Annotated in this window: 19 protein-coding genes; 6 read left to right on the top strand and 13 right to left on the bottom strand. The window is 66.6% G+C overall.

The window, feature by feature from the left end:
• Positions 1–40 precede the first annotated feature (40 nt).
• Genes BSP109_RS13145 through BSP109_RS13115 form a run of 7 tightly spaced genes read right to left on the bottom strand, consistent with a single transcriptional unit; the run spans position 41 to position 6,321 of the window.
• Positions 41–1,138, bottom strand: coding sequence for a histidinol-phosphate transaminase (locus tag BSP109_RS13145; RefSeq protein ID WP_101601202.1), 1,098 nt, complete (start codon positions 1,136–1,138; stop codon positions 41–43).
• Between the two features lie 29 nt (positions 1,139–1,167).
• Entirely contained in the window at positions 1,168–2,001 is an 834-nt protein-coding gene (locus BSP109_RS13140; RefSeq protein WP_101601200.1) for a hypothetical protein, read from the bottom strand.
• Positions 1,998–3,005, bottom strand: coding sequence for a VWA domain-containing protein (locus BSP109_RS13135; RefSeq protein WP_180959736.1), 1,008 nt, complete (start codon positions 3,003–3,005; stop codon positions 1,998–2,000). Before BSP109_RS13135 ends, BSP109_RS13140 begins: the two co-directional genes overlap by 4 nt.
• Positions 3,002–3,982: a VWA domain-containing protein gene (locus BSP109_RS13130; protein WP_087005010.1), complete on the bottom strand. Its 981-nt coding sequence runs from the start codon at positions 3,980–3,982 to the stop codon at positions 3,002–3,004. The genes BSP109_RS13135 and BSP109_RS13130 overlap by 4 nt, the downstream gene beginning before the upstream one ends.
• Positions 3,976–4,419: a hypothetical protein gene (locus BSP109_RS13125; RefSeq protein WP_087005007.1), complete on the bottom strand. Its 444-nt coding sequence runs from the start codon at positions 4,417–4,419 to the stop codon at positions 3,976–3,978. Before BSP109_RS13125 ends, BSP109_RS13130 begins: the two co-directional genes overlap by 7 nt.
• Positions 4,409–5,326, bottom strand: coding sequence for a DUF58 domain-containing protein (locus BSP109_RS13120; protein WP_101601197.1), 918 nt, complete (start codon positions 5,324–5,326; stop codon positions 4,409–4,411). The genes BSP109_RS13125 and BSP109_RS13120 overlap by 11 nt, the downstream gene beginning before the upstream one ends.
• Positions 5,326–6,321, bottom strand: coding sequence for a MoxR family ATPase (locus BSP109_RS13115; RefSeq protein WP_087005001.1), 996 nt, complete (start codon positions 6,319–6,321; stop codon positions 5,326–5,328). Before BSP109_RS13115 ends, BSP109_RS13120 begins: the two co-directional genes overlap by 1 nt.
• Before the next feature lie 516 nt (positions 6,322–6,837).
• On the opposite strand from BSP109_RS13115, the gene nrdH reads away from it, so the two are divergent.
• From nrdH to BSP109_RS13090, 5 genes are all read left to right on the top strand, one after another.
• Positions 6,838–7,086 carry a glutaredoxin-like protein NrdH gene (gene nrdH, locus BSP109_RS13110; protein WP_087005098.1) on the top strand — a complete coding sequence of 83 codons (249 nt, stop codon included), beginning with the start codon at positions 6,838–6,840 and terminating at the stop codon, positions 7,084–7,086.
• A gap of 15 nt (positions 7,087–7,101) precedes the next feature.
• Complete coding sequence (gene nrdI / locus BSP109_RS13105) at positions 7,102–7,503, top strand: class Ib ribonucleoside-diphosphate reductase assembly flavoprotein NrdI (RefSeq protein ID WP_087004998.1); 402 nt, start codon at positions 7,102–7,104, stop codon at positions 7,501–7,503.
• Entirely contained in the window at positions 7,485–9,647 is a 2,163-nt protein-coding gene (nrdE, locus tag BSP109_RS13100; protein WP_101601195.1) for a class 1b ribonucleoside-diphosphate reductase subunit alpha, read from the top strand. The genes nrdI and nrdE overlap by 19 nt, the downstream gene beginning before the upstream one ends.
• A gap of 43 nt (positions 9,648–9,690) precedes the next feature.
• A complete protein-coding gene (gene nrdF / locus BSP109_RS13095) occupies positions 9,691–10,668 on the top strand; it encodes a class 1b ribonucleoside-diphosphate reductase subunit beta (protein ID WP_101601193.1) in 978 nt (325 codons plus the stop codon).
• A gap of 161 nt (positions 10,669–10,829) precedes the next feature.
• The gene (locus tag BSP109_RS13090) at positions 10,830–12,185 is read left to right on the top strand and encodes a TRAP transporter large permease subunit (RefSeq protein ID WP_101601192.1); all 1,356 of its coding nucleotides are present in this window, start codon (positions 10,830–10,832) and stop codon (positions 12,183–12,185) included.
• Between the two features lie 80 nt (positions 12,186–12,265).
• Here the strand turns inward: BSP109_RS13090 and BSP109_RS13085 are convergent, their stop codons facing one another.
• The 6 genes from BSP109_RS13085 to BSP109_RS13060 form a co-directional block, all read right to left on the bottom strand.
• Positions 12,266–13,096 carry an ABC transporter substrate-binding protein gene (locus BSP109_RS13085; protein ID WP_257944693.1) on the bottom strand — a complete coding sequence of 277 codons (831 nt, stop codon included), beginning with the start codon at positions 13,094–13,096 and terminating at the stop codon, positions 12,266–12,268.
• Entirely contained in the window at positions 13,093–14,064 is a 972-nt protein-coding gene (locus tag BSP109_RS13080) for a nitronate monooxygenase family protein (RefSeq protein WP_101601189.1), read from the bottom strand. Before BSP109_RS13080 ends, BSP109_RS13085 begins: the two co-directional genes overlap by 4 nt.
• A gap of 156 nt (positions 14,065–14,220) precedes the next feature.
• Positions 14,221–15,006 (bottom strand): enoyl-CoA hydratase, encoded by a 786-nt coding sequence (locus BSP109_RS13075; RefSeq protein ID WP_087004982.1) that lies wholly within the window; start codon positions 15,004–15,006, stop codon positions 14,221–14,223.
• Positions 15,003–16,061 carry an enoyl-CoA hydratase/isomerase family protein gene (locus BSP109_RS13070; RefSeq protein ID WP_087004979.1) on the bottom strand — a complete coding sequence of 353 codons (1,059 nt, stop codon included), beginning with the start codon at positions 16,059–16,061 and terminating at the stop codon, positions 15,003–15,005. The genes BSP109_RS13075 and BSP109_RS13070 overlap by 4 nt, the downstream gene beginning before the upstream one ends.
• Positions 16,058–17,224 (bottom strand): acyl-CoA dehydrogenase family protein, encoded by a 1,167-nt coding sequence (locus tag BSP109_RS13065; protein ID WP_101601187.1) that lies wholly within the window; start codon positions 17,222–17,224, stop codon positions 16,058–16,060. The genes BSP109_RS13070 and BSP109_RS13065 overlap by 4 nt, the downstream gene beginning before the upstream one ends.
• Positions 17,225–17,441: 217 nt before the next feature.
• Positions 17,442–17,948, bottom strand: a complete 507-nt coding sequence (locus tag BSP109_RS13060; RefSeq protein WP_087005092.1) for a MarR family winged helix-turn-helix transcriptional regulator — start codon at positions 17,946–17,948, stop codon at positions 17,442–17,444.
• 83 nt (positions 17,949–18,031) lie between these two features.
• Between BSP109_RS13060 and BSP109_RS13055 the strand changes: the two genes are divergently transcribed.
• Entirely contained in the window at positions 18,032–18,760 is a 729-nt protein-coding gene (locus BSP109_RS13055) for an SOS response-associated peptidase (RefSeq protein WP_087004973.1), read from the top strand.
• Positions 18,761–19,339 lie beyond the last annotated feature (579 nt).

Below are 19,339 nucleotides of genomic sequence, written 5' to 3'. Positions count from 1 at the left end.
CGACGCGCGGGCGGATCGACGCGCGGCGGAGAGTCATCTGTCAGAGCGGGAGGTCAGGATGCTCCTCCAGGAATGCGGCCGTCACGTCGAGGACGCGGTCGAGCGCCTCCTGCGGGCCGACGCTGATGCGGACACCGGCGCCGAGGTTGCGGACGGCGAGCGCCTGTCGGCTCGCCGCGATCTCGAAGGCCTCGGACCACTCGCCCAGGGGGAGCCAGACGAAGTTGCCCTGCGCCTGCGGGACGGTCCACCCCTGTGCGCGGAGCGCGTCCGCGAGCGCGTCGCGCTGGGCAGCGATCTCACGGGCACGGGCGAGCACCTCCTCGTGATGGTCCAGGGAGACGAGGGCGGCCGCCTGGCTGACCTCCGTGACGCCGAACGGTATGACTGCCTTGAGGAGTCCCTCGATGATCGATTCGTGCGCGATCGCATATCCCACGCGCATCCCGGCAAGACCGTGCGCCTTGGAGAACGTCCGCAGGAGGACGAGGTTCGGGTGGGAGTCCAGCAGCTCGAGGCCGCGGGCGGCGTCAGGGTCGGTCGCGAACTCCCAGTACGCCTCGTCGAGTGCGACGACGACGTGCGGCGGCACGCGCGCGAGGAAGGCCGTCAGCTCCGCATGCGTGAGGACGGGGCCCGTGGGGTTGTTGGGGGAGCAGAGGAACACGAGGCCGGTGGCGTCTGTGACGGCCTCGGCCATCGACTGGAGGTCGTGGCGACCGTCGGGCAGCAGCGGAACAGGGTGGCGCTTGGCTCCCGCGAGGCCGGTCACCTGCGGGTACATCTCGAAGGACGGCCACGGGTAGATGGCCTCGGTCCGATTGTCCGACGTGATCTGCGTGACCGCGACGAGGAGCTCCGAGGCCCCCGTCGTCACGATCGTCCGTTCGGGCGAGACCCCGAACACCTCGCCGATCCTGCGGCGCAGTGCGACGGCCGCGTCATCCGGATACCGGGTGGGCCCGGAACCCGGCCGGGCGAGCTGCTCGAGGACCGCGGGGAGGGGATCGAGATGGTTCTCGTTCGACGACAGGCGGAACGGGGTGAGACCGGCGACGTCGGCGGGCGCACGCCCGGGGATGTACGGAGGGAACGTCTGCAGTTCGGCGCGCAGCCGGATCGGATCGTCTGTGACCATGCGCACATGCTGTCATACGTGACGGACACTCACCACGGTTTCGAACCGGGTTCCCGCACCCCCGATCCGGTGCCGCCCTCATTCGTCTGCGAGTGGCGCTCCTCCGACTCCTGGCGGCGCTTCTCGAGCTCCTCCATGCGCTCGTCGCTCTCCCCGGACTCCTCGCCGGACGTGTCTCCGCCCGAACCGTCCTGGGACTCCTCACCGCCGCCGCTGCCGTCTGAGTCGCTGTCGCCGCCGTCTCCGTCCTCGGAGTCGCCGCCGTCCGACCCGTCGTCGCCGTCGGTGCCCTCCTCACCGCCCTCGCCGCCGGAGGAGGGGTTGTTCATCTCCTCCTGCGATTCGTCGACCCGCTGCTCCTGGGAATCCATCTCCTCATCCTGTCCTGAGCCGTCGGGGCGGCATTCCTCGGGAGCCTCCCTGAGCGTCGTGCGCGCCGCGTCGTAGCGGTCGTTGGCCGCATCGACGTCGTCGGCATCGCGGAACGCGTCGGCCTGCCCCTCCTGCACGAGCGCGAGGTTGACCCGGACCGCGCACTCGTCGCGTGCGGGAGCGGTGGACAGTGCTGTCTCCAGCTCCGCCTCCGCCTCGTCGAGCGCTCCGTCGCCCGCGAGCGCGGTGCCGGCCGCGAAGTGGCCCTTGTGGCGCTCGAAGGGGCTCATGTCGAGGAACCGATCCGCGGACTCCTGCGCGGCGGTGTAGTCGCCCGATTCGAACTGCGCGCTCGCCCGCGCCAGCTGCCAGTGGGTGAGCCCCGACCACGCGGCGACCGCCAGCAGGACGAGGATGACCGCGCCTGCGGCGATGAGTCTGCCGCGGGAGCTTCGGTGCCGGGTCTGCGGTGCATCGGTCTGAGCGCTCATGTCGACCGCCTCGATCCGGAGAGCAGGCCCAGGCCCCGGATCCGTCGCGCGACGAAGACGCCCTCCACCGCGAGCCAGGCCACGAGCGGGATGAAGAGGATCCAGGTGAACTCGGAGACGGCCTGGGTCGTGTCCTCCTTCTCCTGGACGATCCGGTCGACATCGGGGAACTCGTAGGAGACGGCGTCACCCACGGTGCGGTGCTCGTACTCGACGCCCATATCGTCCGCAATGCCCTGGAGGTTCCCCTCGTCGATGGTCGAGACGGCGGGCGCATTCGTCGACGGGTCCGTGATGTACTCCGTCTCCTCGTCGTTCCAGTACCCCCGGGTCTCCTGCATGCGTCCTCCGCCCGACGTCCCGTAGCCCCAGACGGCACCGCCGTCGACGAGGTCGGCGACCCCGTCCATCGGCGCGGGCTCGTCGCCGGACGTCTGTTCGCCGTCCCCCAGGTAGAACACGAGGCGTGCGCTGTCCGGACGGTCCTCGGCGGCCTTCTCCAGGCGCTCGACGAGGTGGTCCCGCGCTGACGTGATCGAGCTGCCGGAGGAGTACAGCGTCACTTCGGGGCGCAGCACGTCGAGCGCGGAGCGCATGGCGGTGTCGTCCGTCGTCAGCGGCAGGACGGTCTGGCTGGTCGCAGCGAAGGTGATGAGGGAGTAGCGGGCCTCCGGCGCCTGCTCCATGAGCTCCGAGACATCCTCTTCGACGCCGTCGAGACGCGGAGCGTCCCCGTCCCAGTCCTCGGCCACCATCGACGCGGTGACGTCGACGACGACGAAGACATCGAGAGCCGCCTCGCTGCGCTCCGTGACAGCGGTGACCGGGATGCCGGGACGGCTGAACGCGAGGGCCAGCACGACGACCGCGGCCGCACGCAGGACCCACTGGGTCCGCCGTCCGGCTGTGCGCACGGCGAGGACGACGCAGCCGGCGACCAGGACGAGGGCGATCGCGACGAGCACGGGCCACGGCAGGAGCGGATTGAAGACGAGGTCGTTCACAGGCGCATCCTCCATGCCAGGAGCAGCAGTGCGATGATCCCCAGCCCGCTGCCCACGAGCGGGACCACCGGCTTGTCGTGGAACAGCGTGACGAGACGTCCGTCCGTCAGCCTGGCCTCCGTCTCCTGGACCGAGGTGACGATCCGGTCGACGGCGCGTTCGTCGGACATCGAGTGGAACTCGCCGTCCGTCGCCTCCGCCGCGCCCTCCAGCTCTTCGAGGTTGAGGGGGAAGAAGTAGCGCGACGGTGCGAGCGCGTAGATGCGGACATCGGTCTCGAGCGCATGGTCGGAGGCCTCCGACAGGGTGAAGAGCGGATCGCCCGCCAGTTCGTTGTCGGTGGCGAGGATCATCGAGCGGGAGCGCTCCTCCTCCTTCCGGTCGAAGGCCTCGACGCAGTTCACCACGCCATCGCCGATCAGGGAGGATCCCGGCACGTTGTCCGGCTGGGTCGGGGTGATGAAGTCCAGGCCGTCGGTGCCGTACGACGAGAAGCCCTCATGCGCGTCCTCGAGGAACGACTTGGCCATGTCGTAGTCGTCCGTGAGGGGGAAGACGGTCACGGCGGTCGCGTTGAAGATCGTCATGCCGATGCGCTCGCCGTCGAACGAGTCGACCATGTCGATGTACGACTCGATGATCTCCGCGTCATAGCCGACCATCGACCCGGACACATCGAGGCAGAGCATCACGTCGCGCAGGTGGCGCTTGGGGCTGATGGTCTCCATCGTCGTCGGCCGGGCGACGCCCGCCAGGGCGAAGACCGCGGTGAGAGCGACGATCGCGAGTCCCGCGAGGCCCCCCAGCAGCAGGCGGCGGCGCGCCCGCACGTACTCCGGCAGGGCTGTGAGGCGGGAGAGGAAGGCGACCGGGGTGCGGCCTCGGCTGCGGGAGGGGAGCGCGAAGGCGATTCCCAGAGCGATGAGCCCGGCGACGCCCAGGACGATCGCCAGCCAGAGCATGGGGGTCGTCACCATCGGGTGATCACCTCCCGGGCCACGCGCAGCTCTTCCGCGGCCGTCTCCGGCACATCGCGCTCGAACTCCGCGGTGTAGAGACGGGAGACGGCATCGGCGAGGGGAGCGATGCCGGCCTCTCGCATCTCACGCTGCGTCATGTGCTTCGCCGAGGCGCCCCACGCCTCCGAGGCGAAGTCGCGCAGCAGTGCGCTGAGCTCCTGAGCCGTCGTCCTGGTCGTGAGGTCGCCGCTCGCGTAGCGCTCTTCGATCGCGTCGATGAGTGCGGCGTAGCGGCTGCGGACATGCACCGGCACCGAACGAGGGCCCGTCGCGTGGCCGCGCAGACGTCCGATGAGCGGGAGGAAGCCGACGAGGACGGCGAGGAGGACTCCGAAGACCGCGGCCGCGATCCAGAAGTCGGAGGCACCGAGAGGGGGTATCAGCTCACCGGGCACGACGGTGCCTCTCCGCTGCGCGGTGGAAGGCGGGCAGGGCCTGCGCCGATGCGCCGACCCTCTCCTGCACGATGCCCGCTGCGCGCAGGACTCGCGCCGTGCTGTCCCGGCGGGCGGATTCCGCCGCGCGGTACGCCTCAGCGACGCGGGGATCGGCAGCCAGCAGGGAGGGGACGGTGGAGCCGGAGCGCACGGTGCCGGCGGCTGCCCCCGCCACCGTCGCCCCGATGTCGAAGGGGGTGTCGTCGGCCGCAGCCAGTGCGAGGGGGTCGGCCTCGAGCACTGTGAGCCAGAGGATCTCGTGGTGCCCCGAGATCTTGCGCAGGAGGCGCAGGTGGGCATCGGTGAGGTCGATCTCGTCGCTGATGACGATGACGAGGTGGCGGCGGCGCAGGCGCGTGCTCAGCCAGTCCAGGAGGTCGAGGGCGGTGGAGTCGTCGTGGGTCCCGCGGCGCGCGAGGATCCGGCGCAGCAGATGCTCCAGGCCCGCTTCGCTCGATTCCGGTCGGGTCAGGTGCACGCGGTGCCCGTCGTTCGCGGCCATGCAGACCTCGTCACCGCCGCGCACGGCGAACCATCCCGCCATGCCCGCCAGCAGGATCGCGAGGTCGCGCTTCGATTCGCCGCCGGCGGCGGTCGCGTCCATCGACCGACCGGTCGCGACGACGAGCGCGAGGCGCAGGCGCCGGTGATCCGTGTACCGCTTCACGAGGGGGACGGGGTGGCGTGCGGACGCCTTCCAATCGATGTCGCGGATCTCGTCGCCGTCGACGTATTCGCGCAGGTCGTCGAAGTCGAGCGACTGCCCGTGGAACAGCGACGCCCAGCCGCCGTCGAGCAGGCTCGCCACGCGCCTGTGCGTGTGGAGGGTGAGCCGTGCGCGGATGCGTGTGAGGAGGGCCGTCATCAGGGAGTCCTCACGCGGTTGAGGATCTCCGTCACGAGCTGGGTCGTGGTGATGCCCTCCGCGATGCCCTCGAACGTCAGGGCGATCCGATGGCCGAGGATCCGCTGGGCGAGGTCCTTCACGTCTTCCGGGATGACGTAGTTGCGGCCGCGGATCAGCGCGAGGGCGCGGGAGGCGCGGGTGAAGGCGATCGAGGCGCGCGGTGAGGCGCCGGCTTCGACGAACGCTCCCCGCGGACCGATCACGCGGTCCGCCGCGCGGGTCGCCCAGACGAGCTCGACGATGTAGCGGCTGATGGCGGGGTCGATGTAGATCTTGCTCGCCGACTGCTGCATGGCACGCAGCTCTTCGACGGTGCAGGCCGGTTCCGGGTGCGATTCGAAGACGCCGTCGTCCAGACGGCGCAGGATCTCCAGCTCCTCGTCCGGGGTGGGGTAGGCGAGCACGTCCTTGAGCATGAAGCGGTCCAGCTGCGCCTCCGGGAGGGGGTACGTGCCCTCCTGCTCGATCGGGTTCTGCGTCGCCATCACGAGGAAGGGGTTGGGCAGGTCGAACCGCTTGCCGCCGATCGTGGTCTGCCGCTCCTGCATGGCCTCGAGCATCGCCGACTGGGTCTTCGCGCTCGACCTGTTGATCTCGTCGAGCAGGATGATGTGCGCGTGCACGGGCCCCAGCCTGGTGTCGAATGCGCCCGTCGACGCGTTGTAGACCTGGGTGCCGATGATGTCGCTGGGCAGCAGGTCCGGGGTGCACTGGATCCGGGCGAAGGACGAGGACACGGCGCCGGCGAGCGCGGAGGCCGCAGTGGTCTTCGCGAGGCCCGGAACGCTCTCCAGCAGGAGGTGGCCCTCCGTGAGGAGGCCGATGAGCAGCGATTCGCGCAGCCGCTGCTGTCCGACGACGAACGTGTCCACATACCCCTGGACGCGTGCCAGGACCTCTGCCGCAGACGTGATCTCACGGGTGTTCGCCGTCGACGGCTGGTGCGCTGTCATGCTGTCTCCTCCGGTGTGGGGCCGAGCGGTGGAGCCCCGTGCGGTGCGGGCCCCGCGCTGCAGGGGCCGGTGCGGTCCCGTGGTCGCTGCACACCACGGTATCGGTGCCCGCTGACACCGCGCTCACTCCGGTGTGGCGGTTCCGGAACAGTGGGGTCGGACACCGTCCATCGGTGAGCTGCGACCCATCGGCGGAAAATCTTCTGGTGTGGATCCGCAGGCTCCGGTTGGGGACGACATGGGGACGCGAGGTGCTCTCCGGAACCCCGTCGGACTCCGCATCCCGCGCGAGGGGCGGGAAGGCGAACCACACGGCTGTTGTTCACACCCTGTGGAGAAGTCGGATCGGGTGTGTGCACCCCCTGTGCACGACACGCGGAGAGCGGTCGAACCACACTGGTGTAACACACCATATGGGGGTACCGTTGTCCATGAACACAACATCTAGTGGTCTGGTCGCTGCGGGAGCGCAGCGGTCGGACGGCACTCAGACAGCGGACGAAGGACGGGAATCCCATGATCACGGTGTACACGAAGCCCTCTTGCGTGCAGTGCAATGCCACCTTCCGCGCCCTCGATGCACGAGGTGTCGAGTACCGCACGGTGGACCTCAGCAGGGACCCGGGGGCGCTCGACGTCGTGAAGGCGATGGGCTACATGCAGGCACCGGTCGTGGTGACCGACGACGATCACTGGTCGGGCTTCCGCCCTGACAAGATCGGGACCCTCGATGCGCAGGCGGACGCGGCATCCTCCGTAGCCTGAGCGAGGTGATGCTCGTTGCTCGTCGTCTACTATTCGAGCCCCTCCGAGTACACCCATAAGTTCGCGCAGAAGCTGCATCATCCGGTGCTGCGCCTGCCTCTCGTGACGAAGGCCCCCACCCCGCTCATCGCTGAGCCCTTCGTCCTCATCACCCCCACCTTCGGCGCGGGCATCAATCGGGGCTCCGTGCCGAAGCAGGTCATCAAGTTCCTCAACGTCAAGGACAACCGCGACAAGCTCGTGGGAGTCATCGGCGCGGGGAACACGAATTTCGGCGAGGACTACTGCCGCGCGGCGCACATCGTGGCCGCCAAGTGCGGAGTGCCGGTCCTCTACCGCTTCGAGCTCCTCGGAATGCCCGAGGACGCCGAGAACGTCAACAAGGGATTGGACGAACTGTGTCAAGCACCAGTGTAGAAAGAGACGTCGAGGCGATCATCCGCGAGGAGACAGAACTCGACTACCACGCACTCAACGCCATGCTGAATCTGTACGATGCGGACGGCCGCATCCAGTTCGAGCGTGACCGCCAGGCAGCGCGTCAGTACTTCCTCCAGCACGTCAACAACAACACGGTCTTCTTCCACAACCTCAGGGAGAAGCTCGACTACCTGGTCGACCACGACTACTACGAGAAGGACGTGCTGGACCAGTACTCGTTCGAGTTCATCCAGCGCCTCTCGGACCTCGCGTACTCGAAGAAGTTCCGCTTCCAGACATTCCTGGGCGCCTTCAAGTACTACACGTCCTACACGCTCAAGACGTTCGACGGGAAGCGCTACCTCGAACGGTTCGAGGATCGTGTCGTCATGGTCGGGCTGTTCCTCGCCCGCGGCGATGAGACGCTCGCGACCCGCCTGGTCGAGGAGATCATCACCGGCCGCTTCCAGCCGGCGACCCCCACCTTCCTCAACGCGGGGAAGAAGCAGCGCGGCGAGCTCGTCTCGTGCTTCCTCCTGCGCATCGAGGACAACATGGAATCGATCGGCAGGTCGATCAACTCCGCACTCCAGCTGTCGAAGCGCGGCGGCGGCGTGGCGTTCTCGCTCACGAACATCCGTGAGCACGGGGCGCCCATCAAGAAGATCGAGAACCAGTCGTCCGGCGTCATCCCGGTCATGAAGCTGCTCGAGGACTCGTTCTCCTACGCGAACCAGCTGGGCGCACGCCAGGGTGCCGGTGCGGTGTACCTCAACGCACACCACCCGGACATCTATCGGTTCCTCGACACGAAGCGTGAGAACGCGGATGAGAAGATCCGGATCAAGACGCTCTCCCTGGGTGTCGTCGTCCCGGACATCACGTTCGAGCTGGCGAAGACCAATGAGGACATGTACCTCTTCAGCCCGTACGACGTCGAGCGCGTCTACGGTGTGCCGTTCACGGAGATCTCCGTGACGGAGAAGTACTACGAGATGGTCGATGACGCGCGGATCCGCAAGACGAAGATCAGTGCCCGCGACTTCTTCCAGACGCTGGCAGAGATCCAGTTCGAGTCGGGCTACCCCTACATCATGTTCGAGGACACGGTGAACAGGGCGAACCCGATCGACGGCCGGATCACGATGTCGAACCTGTGCTCGGAGATCCTCCAGGTGTCGGAGCCCAGCCAGTACGACGCGTCGCTGGGCTATGACCAGGTGGGCAAGGACATCTCCTGCAACCTCGGTTCGCTCAACATCGCACTCACGATGGACTCAGAGGACTTCGGCGGCACGATCGAGACCGCGATCCGCGGTCTCACCGCAGTCTCCGACACGTCGGACATCAATTCCGTGCCATCCATCGCGCGCGGCAACGACATGAGCCACGCGATCGGTCTGGGGCAGATGAACCTGCACGGGTACCTCGCCCGCGAGCGCATCTTCTACGGGTCCGATGAGGGCCTGGACTTCACGAACATGTACTTCTACTCCGTCACCTACCACGCGGTGCGTGCGTCGATGGAGATCGCGAAGGAGCGCGGACGGACGTTCGCCGGCTTCGAGCGTTCGAAGTACGCGACGGGGGAGTACTTCGACAAGTACACCGAGCAGACCTGGGCCCCGCGCACGGAGCGCGTCGCGCAGCTGTTCTCCGAGGCCGGCATCCAGATCCCCACGCAGGACGACTGGCTGCAGCTGAAGGCTGATGTCGCCGAGCACGGCATGTACAACCAGAACCTCCAGGCCGTGCCGCCGACCGGTTCGATCTCGTACATCAACAACTCGACGTCCTCGATCCACCCGGTCGCCTCGAAGATCGAGATCCGCAAGGAAGGCAAGATCGGCCGCGTCTACTACCCCGCGCCGTTCCTGACGAACGACAACCTGGAGTACTACCAGGACGCGTACGAGATCGGCTACGAGAAGATCATCGACACGTACGCCGAAGCCACGCAGCACGTGGACCAGGGCCTGTCGCTCACGCTGTTCTTCATGGACACCGCGACGACGCGCGACATCAACAAGGCCCAGATCTACGCATGGCGGAAGGGGATCAAGACGATCTACTACATCCGTCTGCGTCAGCTGGCGCTGGAGGGCACAGAGGTCGAGGGCTGCGTCTCATGCATGCTCTGACCCTCGCCCCGCACCGCACACATCCCGTTTCCGAGGAGATCGTATGACTGAGAACCTCCAGCAGATCGTCTCGCCCGTCGACGCGATCAACTGGAACCGCATCGAGGACGAGGTCGATTCCGAGGTCTGGGACCGCCTCACATCCAACTTCTGGCTGCCGGAGAAGGTGCCGCTGAGCAACGACGTGCAGTCGTGGACGACGCTCACGGAGGCGGAGAAGCTCCTCACGATGCGGGTCTTCACCGGCCTCACGCTCCTGGACACGATCCAGGGCACCGTGGGCGCGGTCTCGCTGATCCCCGATGCGATCACGCAGCATGAGGAGGCCGTCTACACGAACATCGCGTTCATGGAGTCGGTGCACGCGAAGTCGTACTCCTCGATCTTCTCCACGCTGGCGAACACCACGGAGATCGACGAGGCGTTCCGCTGGTCGGCGGAGAACCAGAATCTGCAGAAGAAGGCGCAGGTCATCGTCTCGCACTACGAGGCGGACAATCCGCACAAGCGGAAGATCGCCTCGGTGATCCTCGAGTCGTTCCTCTTCTACTCCGGGTTCTACCTGCCGATGCACTGGTCCTCGCGGGCGAAGCTCACGAACACCGCTGACCTCATCCGCCTCATCATCCGTGACGAGGCGGTGCACGGGTACTACATCGGGTACAAGTACCAGCGGGGACTCGACGGGGCGAGCCAGGAGCTGAAGGACGAGCTCAAGGACTTCACGTTCAACCTGCTCTTCGACCTGTACGAGAACGAGGTCCAGTACACGCACGACCTGTACGACGAGGTCGGGCTGGCCGAGGACGCGAAGAAGTTCCTGCACTACAACGCGAACAAGGCGCTCATGAACATGGGCTACGAGCCGATGTTCCCGAAGGACGTCACGGATGTGAATCCGGCGATCCTCGCAGCGCTGTCGCCCAATGCAGACGAGAACCACGACTTCTTCTCCGGGTCCGGTTCCTCCTACGTCATCGGCAAGGCAGAATCGACAGAAGACGAGGACTGGGACTTCTGACCCGGTTCCAGCCTCGTAGGAGGGCAGGCCGCTTGAGCGCCGGCCCCTGAACGCCTTCGTCCGACGCGTGCACACACGTCGGACGAAGGCGTTTCTGCGTCTCCTGGCACTGCAGATAGAATCGTGCGCCGGGTCACACAGTCGCGCATCGAGGAGTACGAGTGCTGGTCGTCGTCTTACCGCTGATCGTGCTCTTCACGATCGCGACCGTCAAAACCATTCCGGTCATCGGCGGGGATGTGCGCATCGCACTCGTCGCAGCCGGGCTCACAGCATGGGTGATGGGGGAGCCGTCGCTGCCGTCGCTGGGGGCGGGCATCGTGGACGGCATCGACACGCTGGCATGGGTCATGTGCCTGAGCCTCTTCGGGTCGATCTACGCGGAGAGTCAGGTGCGACTCGGGACGATGGACGCAGTGCTCGGCGTCCTCCGGAGAGTATTCGGGAACTCTCCGCGCGGCCTCATCGCCGCGACGTTCGTGACCCTGACGCTCGCCGGCTCCCTTCTGGGCGATGCGATCGCAGCAGCGACGGTCATCGGCTTCCTCGTCATCCGTGCTCTCGCGGAACTGAAGATCCCCGCCGAGGCGATCGCGATGATGATCCTCGTTGGCGCCTCGATCGGTTCCGTCATGCCTCCGATCAGCCAGGCTGTCTTCCTCTCAGCGTCCCTGCTCGAGATCGATCCGGCGCCGGTTGCGACGATCGCCTACGCAACCGTGACCGGGTCGCTCATCCTCGTGCTGCTGCAGTCGTTCCGCTATGTCCGTGGACGGTCGCTTCCCGTCGAACTCATCCCCACCGAGACCCTCGGCGCGCTGGTGAGGCGAACGTGGCCTGTCTTCGGGCCGCTTGCGCTCCTGGCCCTCATCGTCGTGCTCGACACCGGTTTCGGGGTCAATCTCTTCTCTCTGCTGCCAGGCGGGTCGACGGCTCTGGCGTTCCTCGACTCCACACCGATCCTCCGTGGCTTCTCGAATCTCGTCGTGCTCGCGATCATCGCAGCGACCCTGTTCGCACTCCTGTATCCGACGGTCGGGAAGAACGTCGGCTCCATCGTCGTCACAGGTGCGAAGAACGTAGGAGGGACACTTCTCCTCCAGCTGTGCGCCGGCTTCATGGTCGGAATGTTTCAGGTCTCCGGAGCGATCGACACCGTGGCCGAGGCCGCACAGGGCCTGTCCGGGAACGCGGTCGCCCTGGGAGCGGTCGTCGTCATCGCCGTGCTGGGCATGATCACCGGGTCGCAGACGACCGCGCAGACTGTCGTCGTTCCGTTCGCCGGGCCGCTTCTCGTCGCAGCCGGCGGCGGCTCCGTCGCCGTTGCGCTCGGCGCCTCGCACATCGCGAGCGGCGCGCAGAACCTACCGCCCGTCGGCCTCACGGCGTTCGTCGTCTGCGGCTTGGTGGGTGCGTCCCTCAACCAGCGCGTCGATCCGGTGAAGACGATGATACTGGCGCTGCCCAACTCGCTGTACTTCATCGTCGTCGGCCTGCTCTTCTGGCTGTTCGGCTGACGAGCACGCGGAACCGCCCGCCGGGAGAGTCCGACGGGCGGTTCTGCGTGCGCAGCGATGCTGCTGGGCGATGGGGCCGGTCAGCCCCTGGAGGCCTCGTCGGCAGGCACCTTCGCCGCGTCAGCGGCGTCTTTGAACCAGTCTTCGACGAGCTCGTCGTAGCTGCCGTCCTCGCGCATGTCTGCGAGCAGGGCGTTGAACTCTTCGAGGACGGGGCTGCCGCCCATCTGCACTGCGGCCGCCAGGTGCTCGTCCGTGTCGAACGATTCGACGAGCTCGACGGAGTCGTCCGCCTGCATCACCGCGAGCACCAGCGAGATGTTCGCGATGCCGGCTTCGATCTGTCCGGCCTGCAGCGACTGCTGGAGGAGCGACGACGCCTCGAACTGGACCGTGTTGAGGCCCTGTTCAGCGGCGAACTCAGAGCTCGTCGTCGCGTCCTGCACGCCGACCTTGGAATCGCCGAGGTCGTCGATCGACGAGTAGCCCGCGTCCTCCTTGGCCATGAGTGCGAGGTTGTCGTAGACGATCGAGTCGGAGAACTGCATCTTCGACTCGCGCTCTTCGGTCACCGTCATCGCGGCGAGAGCGATATCGCATTGCCCCGTGTCGAGGGCGGCCGCCGATTGGATCGACTCGAACGGGGAGTTGATGTACTCCGGCTCCACCTCGAGTCGCTCGGCCAGTGCCTGGGCGAGGTCGATCTCGAGACCCTTGGCCTCCCCATCCTCCTCGAACTCGAAGGGCGGGGCGGGCATCGTGGTGCAGACGGTGAGGACTCCCGATTCGACGAGGCCCATCCCATCGTCTGAGCCGCTGTCGTCCGAGCCGCCGCAGGCGGAGACCGCGAGCAGGGGCAGGAGCGCCGCGGCGGCGATGCTTGAACGCCGTCCGGCGCGTCGCATGGTCATGCCGCCTGTCCGAGGCCGGCCTGTGCCTGCCGGTACTCGGCTGCGAGGCGCGCGATGAGCTCACGTGCGGAGACCGATTCGCTGATCATGCCGATCCCCTGACCGGATCCCCAGATCTCCTTCCAGGCCTTCGGCTTCTTGCCGTCCCGGTCGGAGCCGAACGTCATCTTCGAGGGGTCGGAGACCTCGAGATCATCCGGGTTGAGTCCGGCGTTCTCCACGGACCCGCGCAGGTAGTTCCCGTGCACGCCCGTGAAGAGGTTGGAGTAGACGATGTCAGAGGCGCTCGAATCGACGATCATCTGACGGTATCCGTCGACGACGTTGGCTTCCGGTGTCGACAGGAATGCCGACCCCACGTATCCGAAGTCCGCGCCCATGACCTGGGCTGCGAGGACGGAGCGGCCGTGGGCGAGCGCGCCGGACAGGGCCAGCGGGCCGTCGAACCACTCGCGGATCTCCTGCACGAGTGCGAAGGGGGACAGCGCGCCGGCGTGGCCGCCGGCACCTGCGGCCACGGCGATGAGTCCGTCCGCGCCCTTCTCGATCGCCTTGTGGGCGAAGCGGTTGTTGATGATGTCGTGGAGCACGATGCCGCCGTAGCTGTGGACGGCTTCGTTCACCTCTTCACGCGCACCCAGGGACGTGATGACGATCGGGACCTTCTTGTCGACGACGACACCGAGGTCGTGCTCGAGGCGGTCGTTCGTCCGGTGCACGATGAGGTTGGCGGCGACGGGACCCACCGGCTTGCCGGGGTTCGCCGATGCGAACGCATCGTTCTCCTCGTAGATCTCGTCGAACCAGTCGGCGAGCATCTCCGCAGGGCGGGCGTTGAGGGTCGGGAACGATCCGACGATGCCGGCCTGGCACTGCGCCTTGATGAGGTCGAGTCCGGACGCGATGAACATGGGTGAGGCGATGACGGGCACGCTCAGGGGGCGAGCGAGTGCTTCAGGAAGTGACATGTTTCTCCTTCTGTGCGTCTGCGATGACGGCGTGTGAACAGCCTAGCCCTTAGTCGAACGCTCGAAAAGTGCGGCCGGGCGGCGGCTGTGCGAACGACTGCGGGCCCCACAGCGACTCGTCGTCGCTCCGGGGCCCGCAGATCGCGAGGGTGAGGATCAGGAGTCGGTGAAGTCCGGCTTCCGCTTCTCGATGAACGCCGCCATCCCCTCGGACTGGTCGTTGGTCGCCAACGACGAATGGAAGAGCCGGCGCTCGTAGGAGAGGCCCTGCTGGAGGGTCGTCTCGAAGGCGGCGTTCACTGCCTCCTTCACCATGCTCGAGGCGATGAGCGACTTCGACGCGATCGTCGCGGCGATCGACTCCGCCTCCTCGAGCAGCGCATCGTGCGCGACGACTCGCGCGACGAGACCGGACCGCTCCGCCTCCTCGGCATCCATCATGCGGCCGGTGAGGCACAGGTCCATCGCCTTCGCCTTGCCGATGGCGCGGGTGAGCCGCTGGGAACCGCCCATGCCAGGGAGCACGCCGAGGTTGATCTCCGGCTGGCCGAACTTCGCCTTCTCCGATGCGATGAGGATGTCGGCCATCATCGCGAGTTCGCAGCCGCCGCCCAGAGCGAAGCCGTTGACTGCGGCGATGATCGGCTTCGAGACGTCGCTGAGGCGCGACCAGCCGGCGAACCAGTTCTTCCGGTAGGCGGTCGCGAAGTCCAGCGAGGCCATCTGCTTGATGTCCGCGCCGGCGGCGAATGCCTTGCCCGCACCGGTGAGGATGATCGCGCGGACGCTGTCATCGGCATCCGCATCCGCGGCCGCAGCGGTGACGTCCTCGAGGACCGTGAGGTTCAGCGCGTTGAGGGAGTCTGGTCGGTTGAGGGTGATCGTCGCGATGCCCTCGGCGTACTCGACGAGGATCGTCTCGTATGTGGCGGGAGTGCTCATGAAAAGACCTTTCGCGTCTGCTCTGTTGCAAGGATGGAGATGACGAGCTCGTCATCGACGTCGTCGAGCGTCGCCGGTGACCACTGGGGATTGCGATCCTTGTCGATCACCTGGGCGCGGATGCCTTCTCGCAGATCGGGCTGGGCGCTGATGCCCGCACCCGTGCGGAGATCGCGTTCCAGCACCTCGTCGAGCCCCATCGCACCGGCTGTCCTCACCAGTTCGAAGGTGACGGCCACGGACAACGGGGACTTCGCGGCGATGAGGTCGCCGGCCGCCCGCGCGCGTTCGTCGTCGTGGGCACGCAGGGCGGCCACGACCTCGGCGGCGGTCGAGCTGTCGTACGAGGAGGAGATCCAGCCCTCATCGGCCGCCAGCTCGGACGCAGGGGCATCGTCAGCGAAGCGGGCGATCACGGCATCGACGTCGTCAGCCGATTCCGCCAGCGCAGCCGCGAGGTCATCGAGGTGCTCCCGGGGGACGAAGGTGTCCGCGAACCCGTACCGGATCGCGTCGCCGGCGCCGAACGGCTGCCCCGTGAGTGCCAGGTGCATGCCGACGCCCGGCTGGGGGACGCGGGCGAGCAGGTGCGTGCCACCGACATCGGGGAACAGCCCGATCCCGGTCTCCGGCATCCCGACCTTCGACGTCTCCGTGACGATCCGATGGGAGCCGTGCGCGGAGATCCCCACGCCGCCGCCCATCGTGATCCCGTCCATGAACGCGATGTAGGGCTTCGGGTAGTGGGCGATCTCGTAGTTCACGGCGTACTCGTCCGCCCAGAACTCCAGTGTTTCGCCCGTCTCCTCGACGAGGTCGCGATGGATGGCCTTGATGTCCCCGCCGGCGCACAGGCCGCGGTCGCCGCGTCCCGTCACGAGCACGGCTCTCACCGCGTCGTCGTGCTTCCACGCTGCGAGTGCCTCCGCGATGATCGCCACCATGTCCGCGGACAGTGCGTTGATCGCCTTGGGCTTGTTGAGCTCGATGCGACCCAGCCCGCCCTCGATGCGGGTGAGAACCGAGGCTTCGTCGCCCGTTGCTGTCATCGTCATCCCACTCCTGTGCTCCTGCGCGAGATGATCACGCGCATGATCTCGTTGGTTCCTTCGAGGATCTGGTGGACCCGCAGGTCCCTGACCAGCTTCTCCACTCCGTACTCTGCCAGATAGCCGTATCCGCCGAAGAGCTGCAGTGCGCGGTTGGCGACATCGAAGCCCGTGTCCGTGGCGGTGAGCTTGCCCATCGCGGACAGCAGCGTGGTGCTCGGATCGTCCGCATCGTAGGCGGACGCGGCGCGCCACAGCAGGGAGCGGGCGGCCTCGAGCTTCGTCTGGAGGTCTGCGACCTCGAAGCGGAGCGCCTGGAACCCTGTCAGGTCCTGGCCGAACGCCTGCCGCTCGCCCATGTAGGTGATGGCCTTCTCCAGGGCGGACTGAGCGCCGCCGAGCGACGAGGCGCCGATGTTGAGACGACCGCCGTCGAGGCCGGACATCGCGATCCGGAAGCCGGTGCCCTCGTCGCCGATCCTGTTCTCGAGGGGCACGCGGACGTTCTCCATGAAGACCTGGCGGGTCGGCTGGGCCTTCCATCCCATCTTCTTCTCGTTCGGTCCGAAGCTGAGTCCTTCGGTCCCGTCCTCGACGATGAAGGCGGAGATCCCGCGGGCGCCGTCCTGGCCGGTGCGGGCCATCACGAGGTAGAGGTCCGAGCTGCCGGCGCCGGAGATGAACTGCTTCACGCCGTTGAGGATGTAGCCGTCGCCGTCGCGGCGGGCGGAGGTCTTGAGCGCCGCGGCGTCCGATCCGGCGTTGGGCTCCGTCAGGCAGTAGCTCGTCAGCGCTTCGAAGGAGGCCATCGGGACCAGCCAGCGCTGCTTCTGCTCCTCAGTCGCGAACAGCTCGAGGCACTTCGCGACCATGTTGTGGATCGACATGTAGCTGGCGACCGCGGGGCAGCCGGTGGAGAGCGCCTCGAAGACGAGGACTGCGTCCATGCGCCCCAGTCCGGCGCCGCCGTACTCCTCGTCGATGTAGATGCCGCCCATCCCCAGCTCCGCCGTCTGGCGGATGGCGTCGACGGGGAAGTGCCCCTCGGCGTCCCATTCGAGTGCGTGGGGAGCGAGTTCTTCGTCTGCGAACGTGCGGCACATCGCGAAGAGCTCCTGCTGCTCCTCTGTGAGGCCGAACGGTATGACCGATGCTGTGCTGCGCGACATGCGCGCCTCCGATCTTCTGCTGGTGTCCGCGTGCTGTGCAGTTGAAGCCGGTCGAGGACCGGCCGACGACCGCAGGGATGCGGGTTCGGTCCAATCGTACGCAGAATTGCTAGGACGTCCAAGTAATGCAGGTCATGATTCCGCCGAGGTCCGGGCTGGGGCGGGCGGAGACGGTGCCGGGTGGGTCGGAGACCTGTTGAGTCAGAGCCCAGTTGAGTCAGAGAGGGGAGTCGGGGCTCTCCAGTGCTCCGCGCAGCTCCGCAAGGCGGGTGAGGAGGTCGTGGACGCTGTCCTGGGGGACCCCCGGCTGCCCGAAGACCGCGCTGTTGAGCTCATCGGTGGCGCGAGCGACCAGTGAACGGCCGTCCTCCGTGATCTCCACGAGCGTGGTGCGTCCGTCTTCCGGGTGCGGTCGACGTCGTGCCAGTCCCGCGGCCTCGAGCCGGTCCACCGAGTTCGTCGTCGACGTGGCATGCACCTGCAGGCGCTTCGTGATCTTGTTCATCGGAAGGCTGCCCCGTCGTGTGAAGGCGAGGAGGGCGAGCACCTCATAGCGGGAGAATGTGAGCGACAGCGGTCGCAGGACGCGGTCGACCCGTGCGAGGAACAGCTGGTGGATGCGCATCACAGAGATGACCAGCGTCATCCCGTCGGCCTCGTCCTCCCAGCCGTGGAGCGTCCACTGGCGTCGGGACTCATCGATCGGGTCGAAGCCTTCAGTCATCGTCGGCAGCACATCCTTCCGTCCCCTTTGCCCGGGTGCCGAGGGGGTTGGCCCGAGTGTATAGAGGTGGAAGGATCAGGAGCATGTGCGGTCGGATCAATATGGCGCTCGATCCCTCGGACCTGGTCGACGAGCTGGACATCGAGCACAGCTCATACGAGCACCGGGAGCGCTACAACGTGCCACCGGGGGGAACCGTGCCGATCATCGTCGATCGCCCGGACGCTGATGGGCTCGTCCAGCGTCGCCTCGAACCGGCCCGGTGGGGACTCGTCCCCGGGTGGGCGAAGGATCTGAAGATCGGCTTTCGGGCCTTCAACGCCCGGTCGGAGACTGTGCGGACGAAGCCCATGTTCCGATCCGCCTTCGCGCGGCAGCGGGCGGTGATCCCGGTGCACGCCTACTACGAATGGGTGAAGACGCCGGAGGGGAAGCAGCCCTGGATGATGCACGCCATCGGGCACGACCACCTCTTCATGGCCGGCCTCTTCGAGTTCAAGAAGCTGGACGAGGAGGAGAGTCGCGCGGTCGGGACGGATGCGGCAGCCTCCTCGGGGTGGCTGGTCTCCGCCACCATCCTCACTGCGGAGGCTCAGGGGCACCTCGCCGAGGTGCATGATCGAATGCCCGTCATGCTGAGCCGTGACGAGGTCGGGGAGTGGATCGACCCGACGGCCGACGCGGGCGATGCGGAGGAGTTCCTCTCCCGCAATCTCACATCGTTCGACGCGCGGTCGATCGACCGCTACAGGGTGGGAACCGCTGTCGGGAACGTGAGGAACGAGGGCCCGGAGCTCGCGCAGCCGCTGTGACTCGCACAACTGCTGTGAGCGGGCGACGCGCAGTGAGCGGGCGAGGCTCCGGCGGTGAGGCGCACATCACCCCCGATCGAGTTGCGCGGCTCTGAACGAAAGACATAGGTTTGTCCTCGTTGCCTCGACGAGATGCAGCTTCGGGACGTTGAAACTACGGTGAAACCGCAGGTGAGACGGGCTGGGGTGAATCGAGGGGCAGACGATGAAATTGAATGCGGAGAAGCCTCAGGGCTGATCAGGTGGAGCAGATCACGCCAAGCGGATTTGCGAAGCACGCAGCGGATGACCTAGAGTTATCTCTCGTTGCCTCAAAGCGAACATCTCAGGATGTGAGCGAGGCAGTGAAGCTCGAATGAAGTTCTGGAGCACGACGGCGAGTCGAGTTGCAGGAAGCGAGTTCGGGCGCTAGACTAACGAAGCCCCTTCGGGAGAAGCGGGCTTCTGAATACGGAGAGCACCTTTCGGTGAGGGCTGGGCGTTGTTTGTGTCTGGTTGGATCGGTTTGTGTGTCTGTTCTTTGAGAACTCAATAGCGTGTTTGTTTGTTTTTGATGATGCCAGTTATTTATTTGCTGGG

Origin of the sequence: Brevibacterium sp. Mu109, from assembly GCF_900169375.1 — a bacterium.
In the GTDB taxonomy this organism is placed as follows: domain Bacteria; phylum Actinomycetota; class Actinomycetes; order Actinomycetales; family Brevibacteriaceae; genus Brevibacterium; species Brevibacterium yomogidense_A.
Note: the sequence above shows the minus strand (reverse complement) of the source record. Positions and strands in the feature narration are given on the sequence as shown.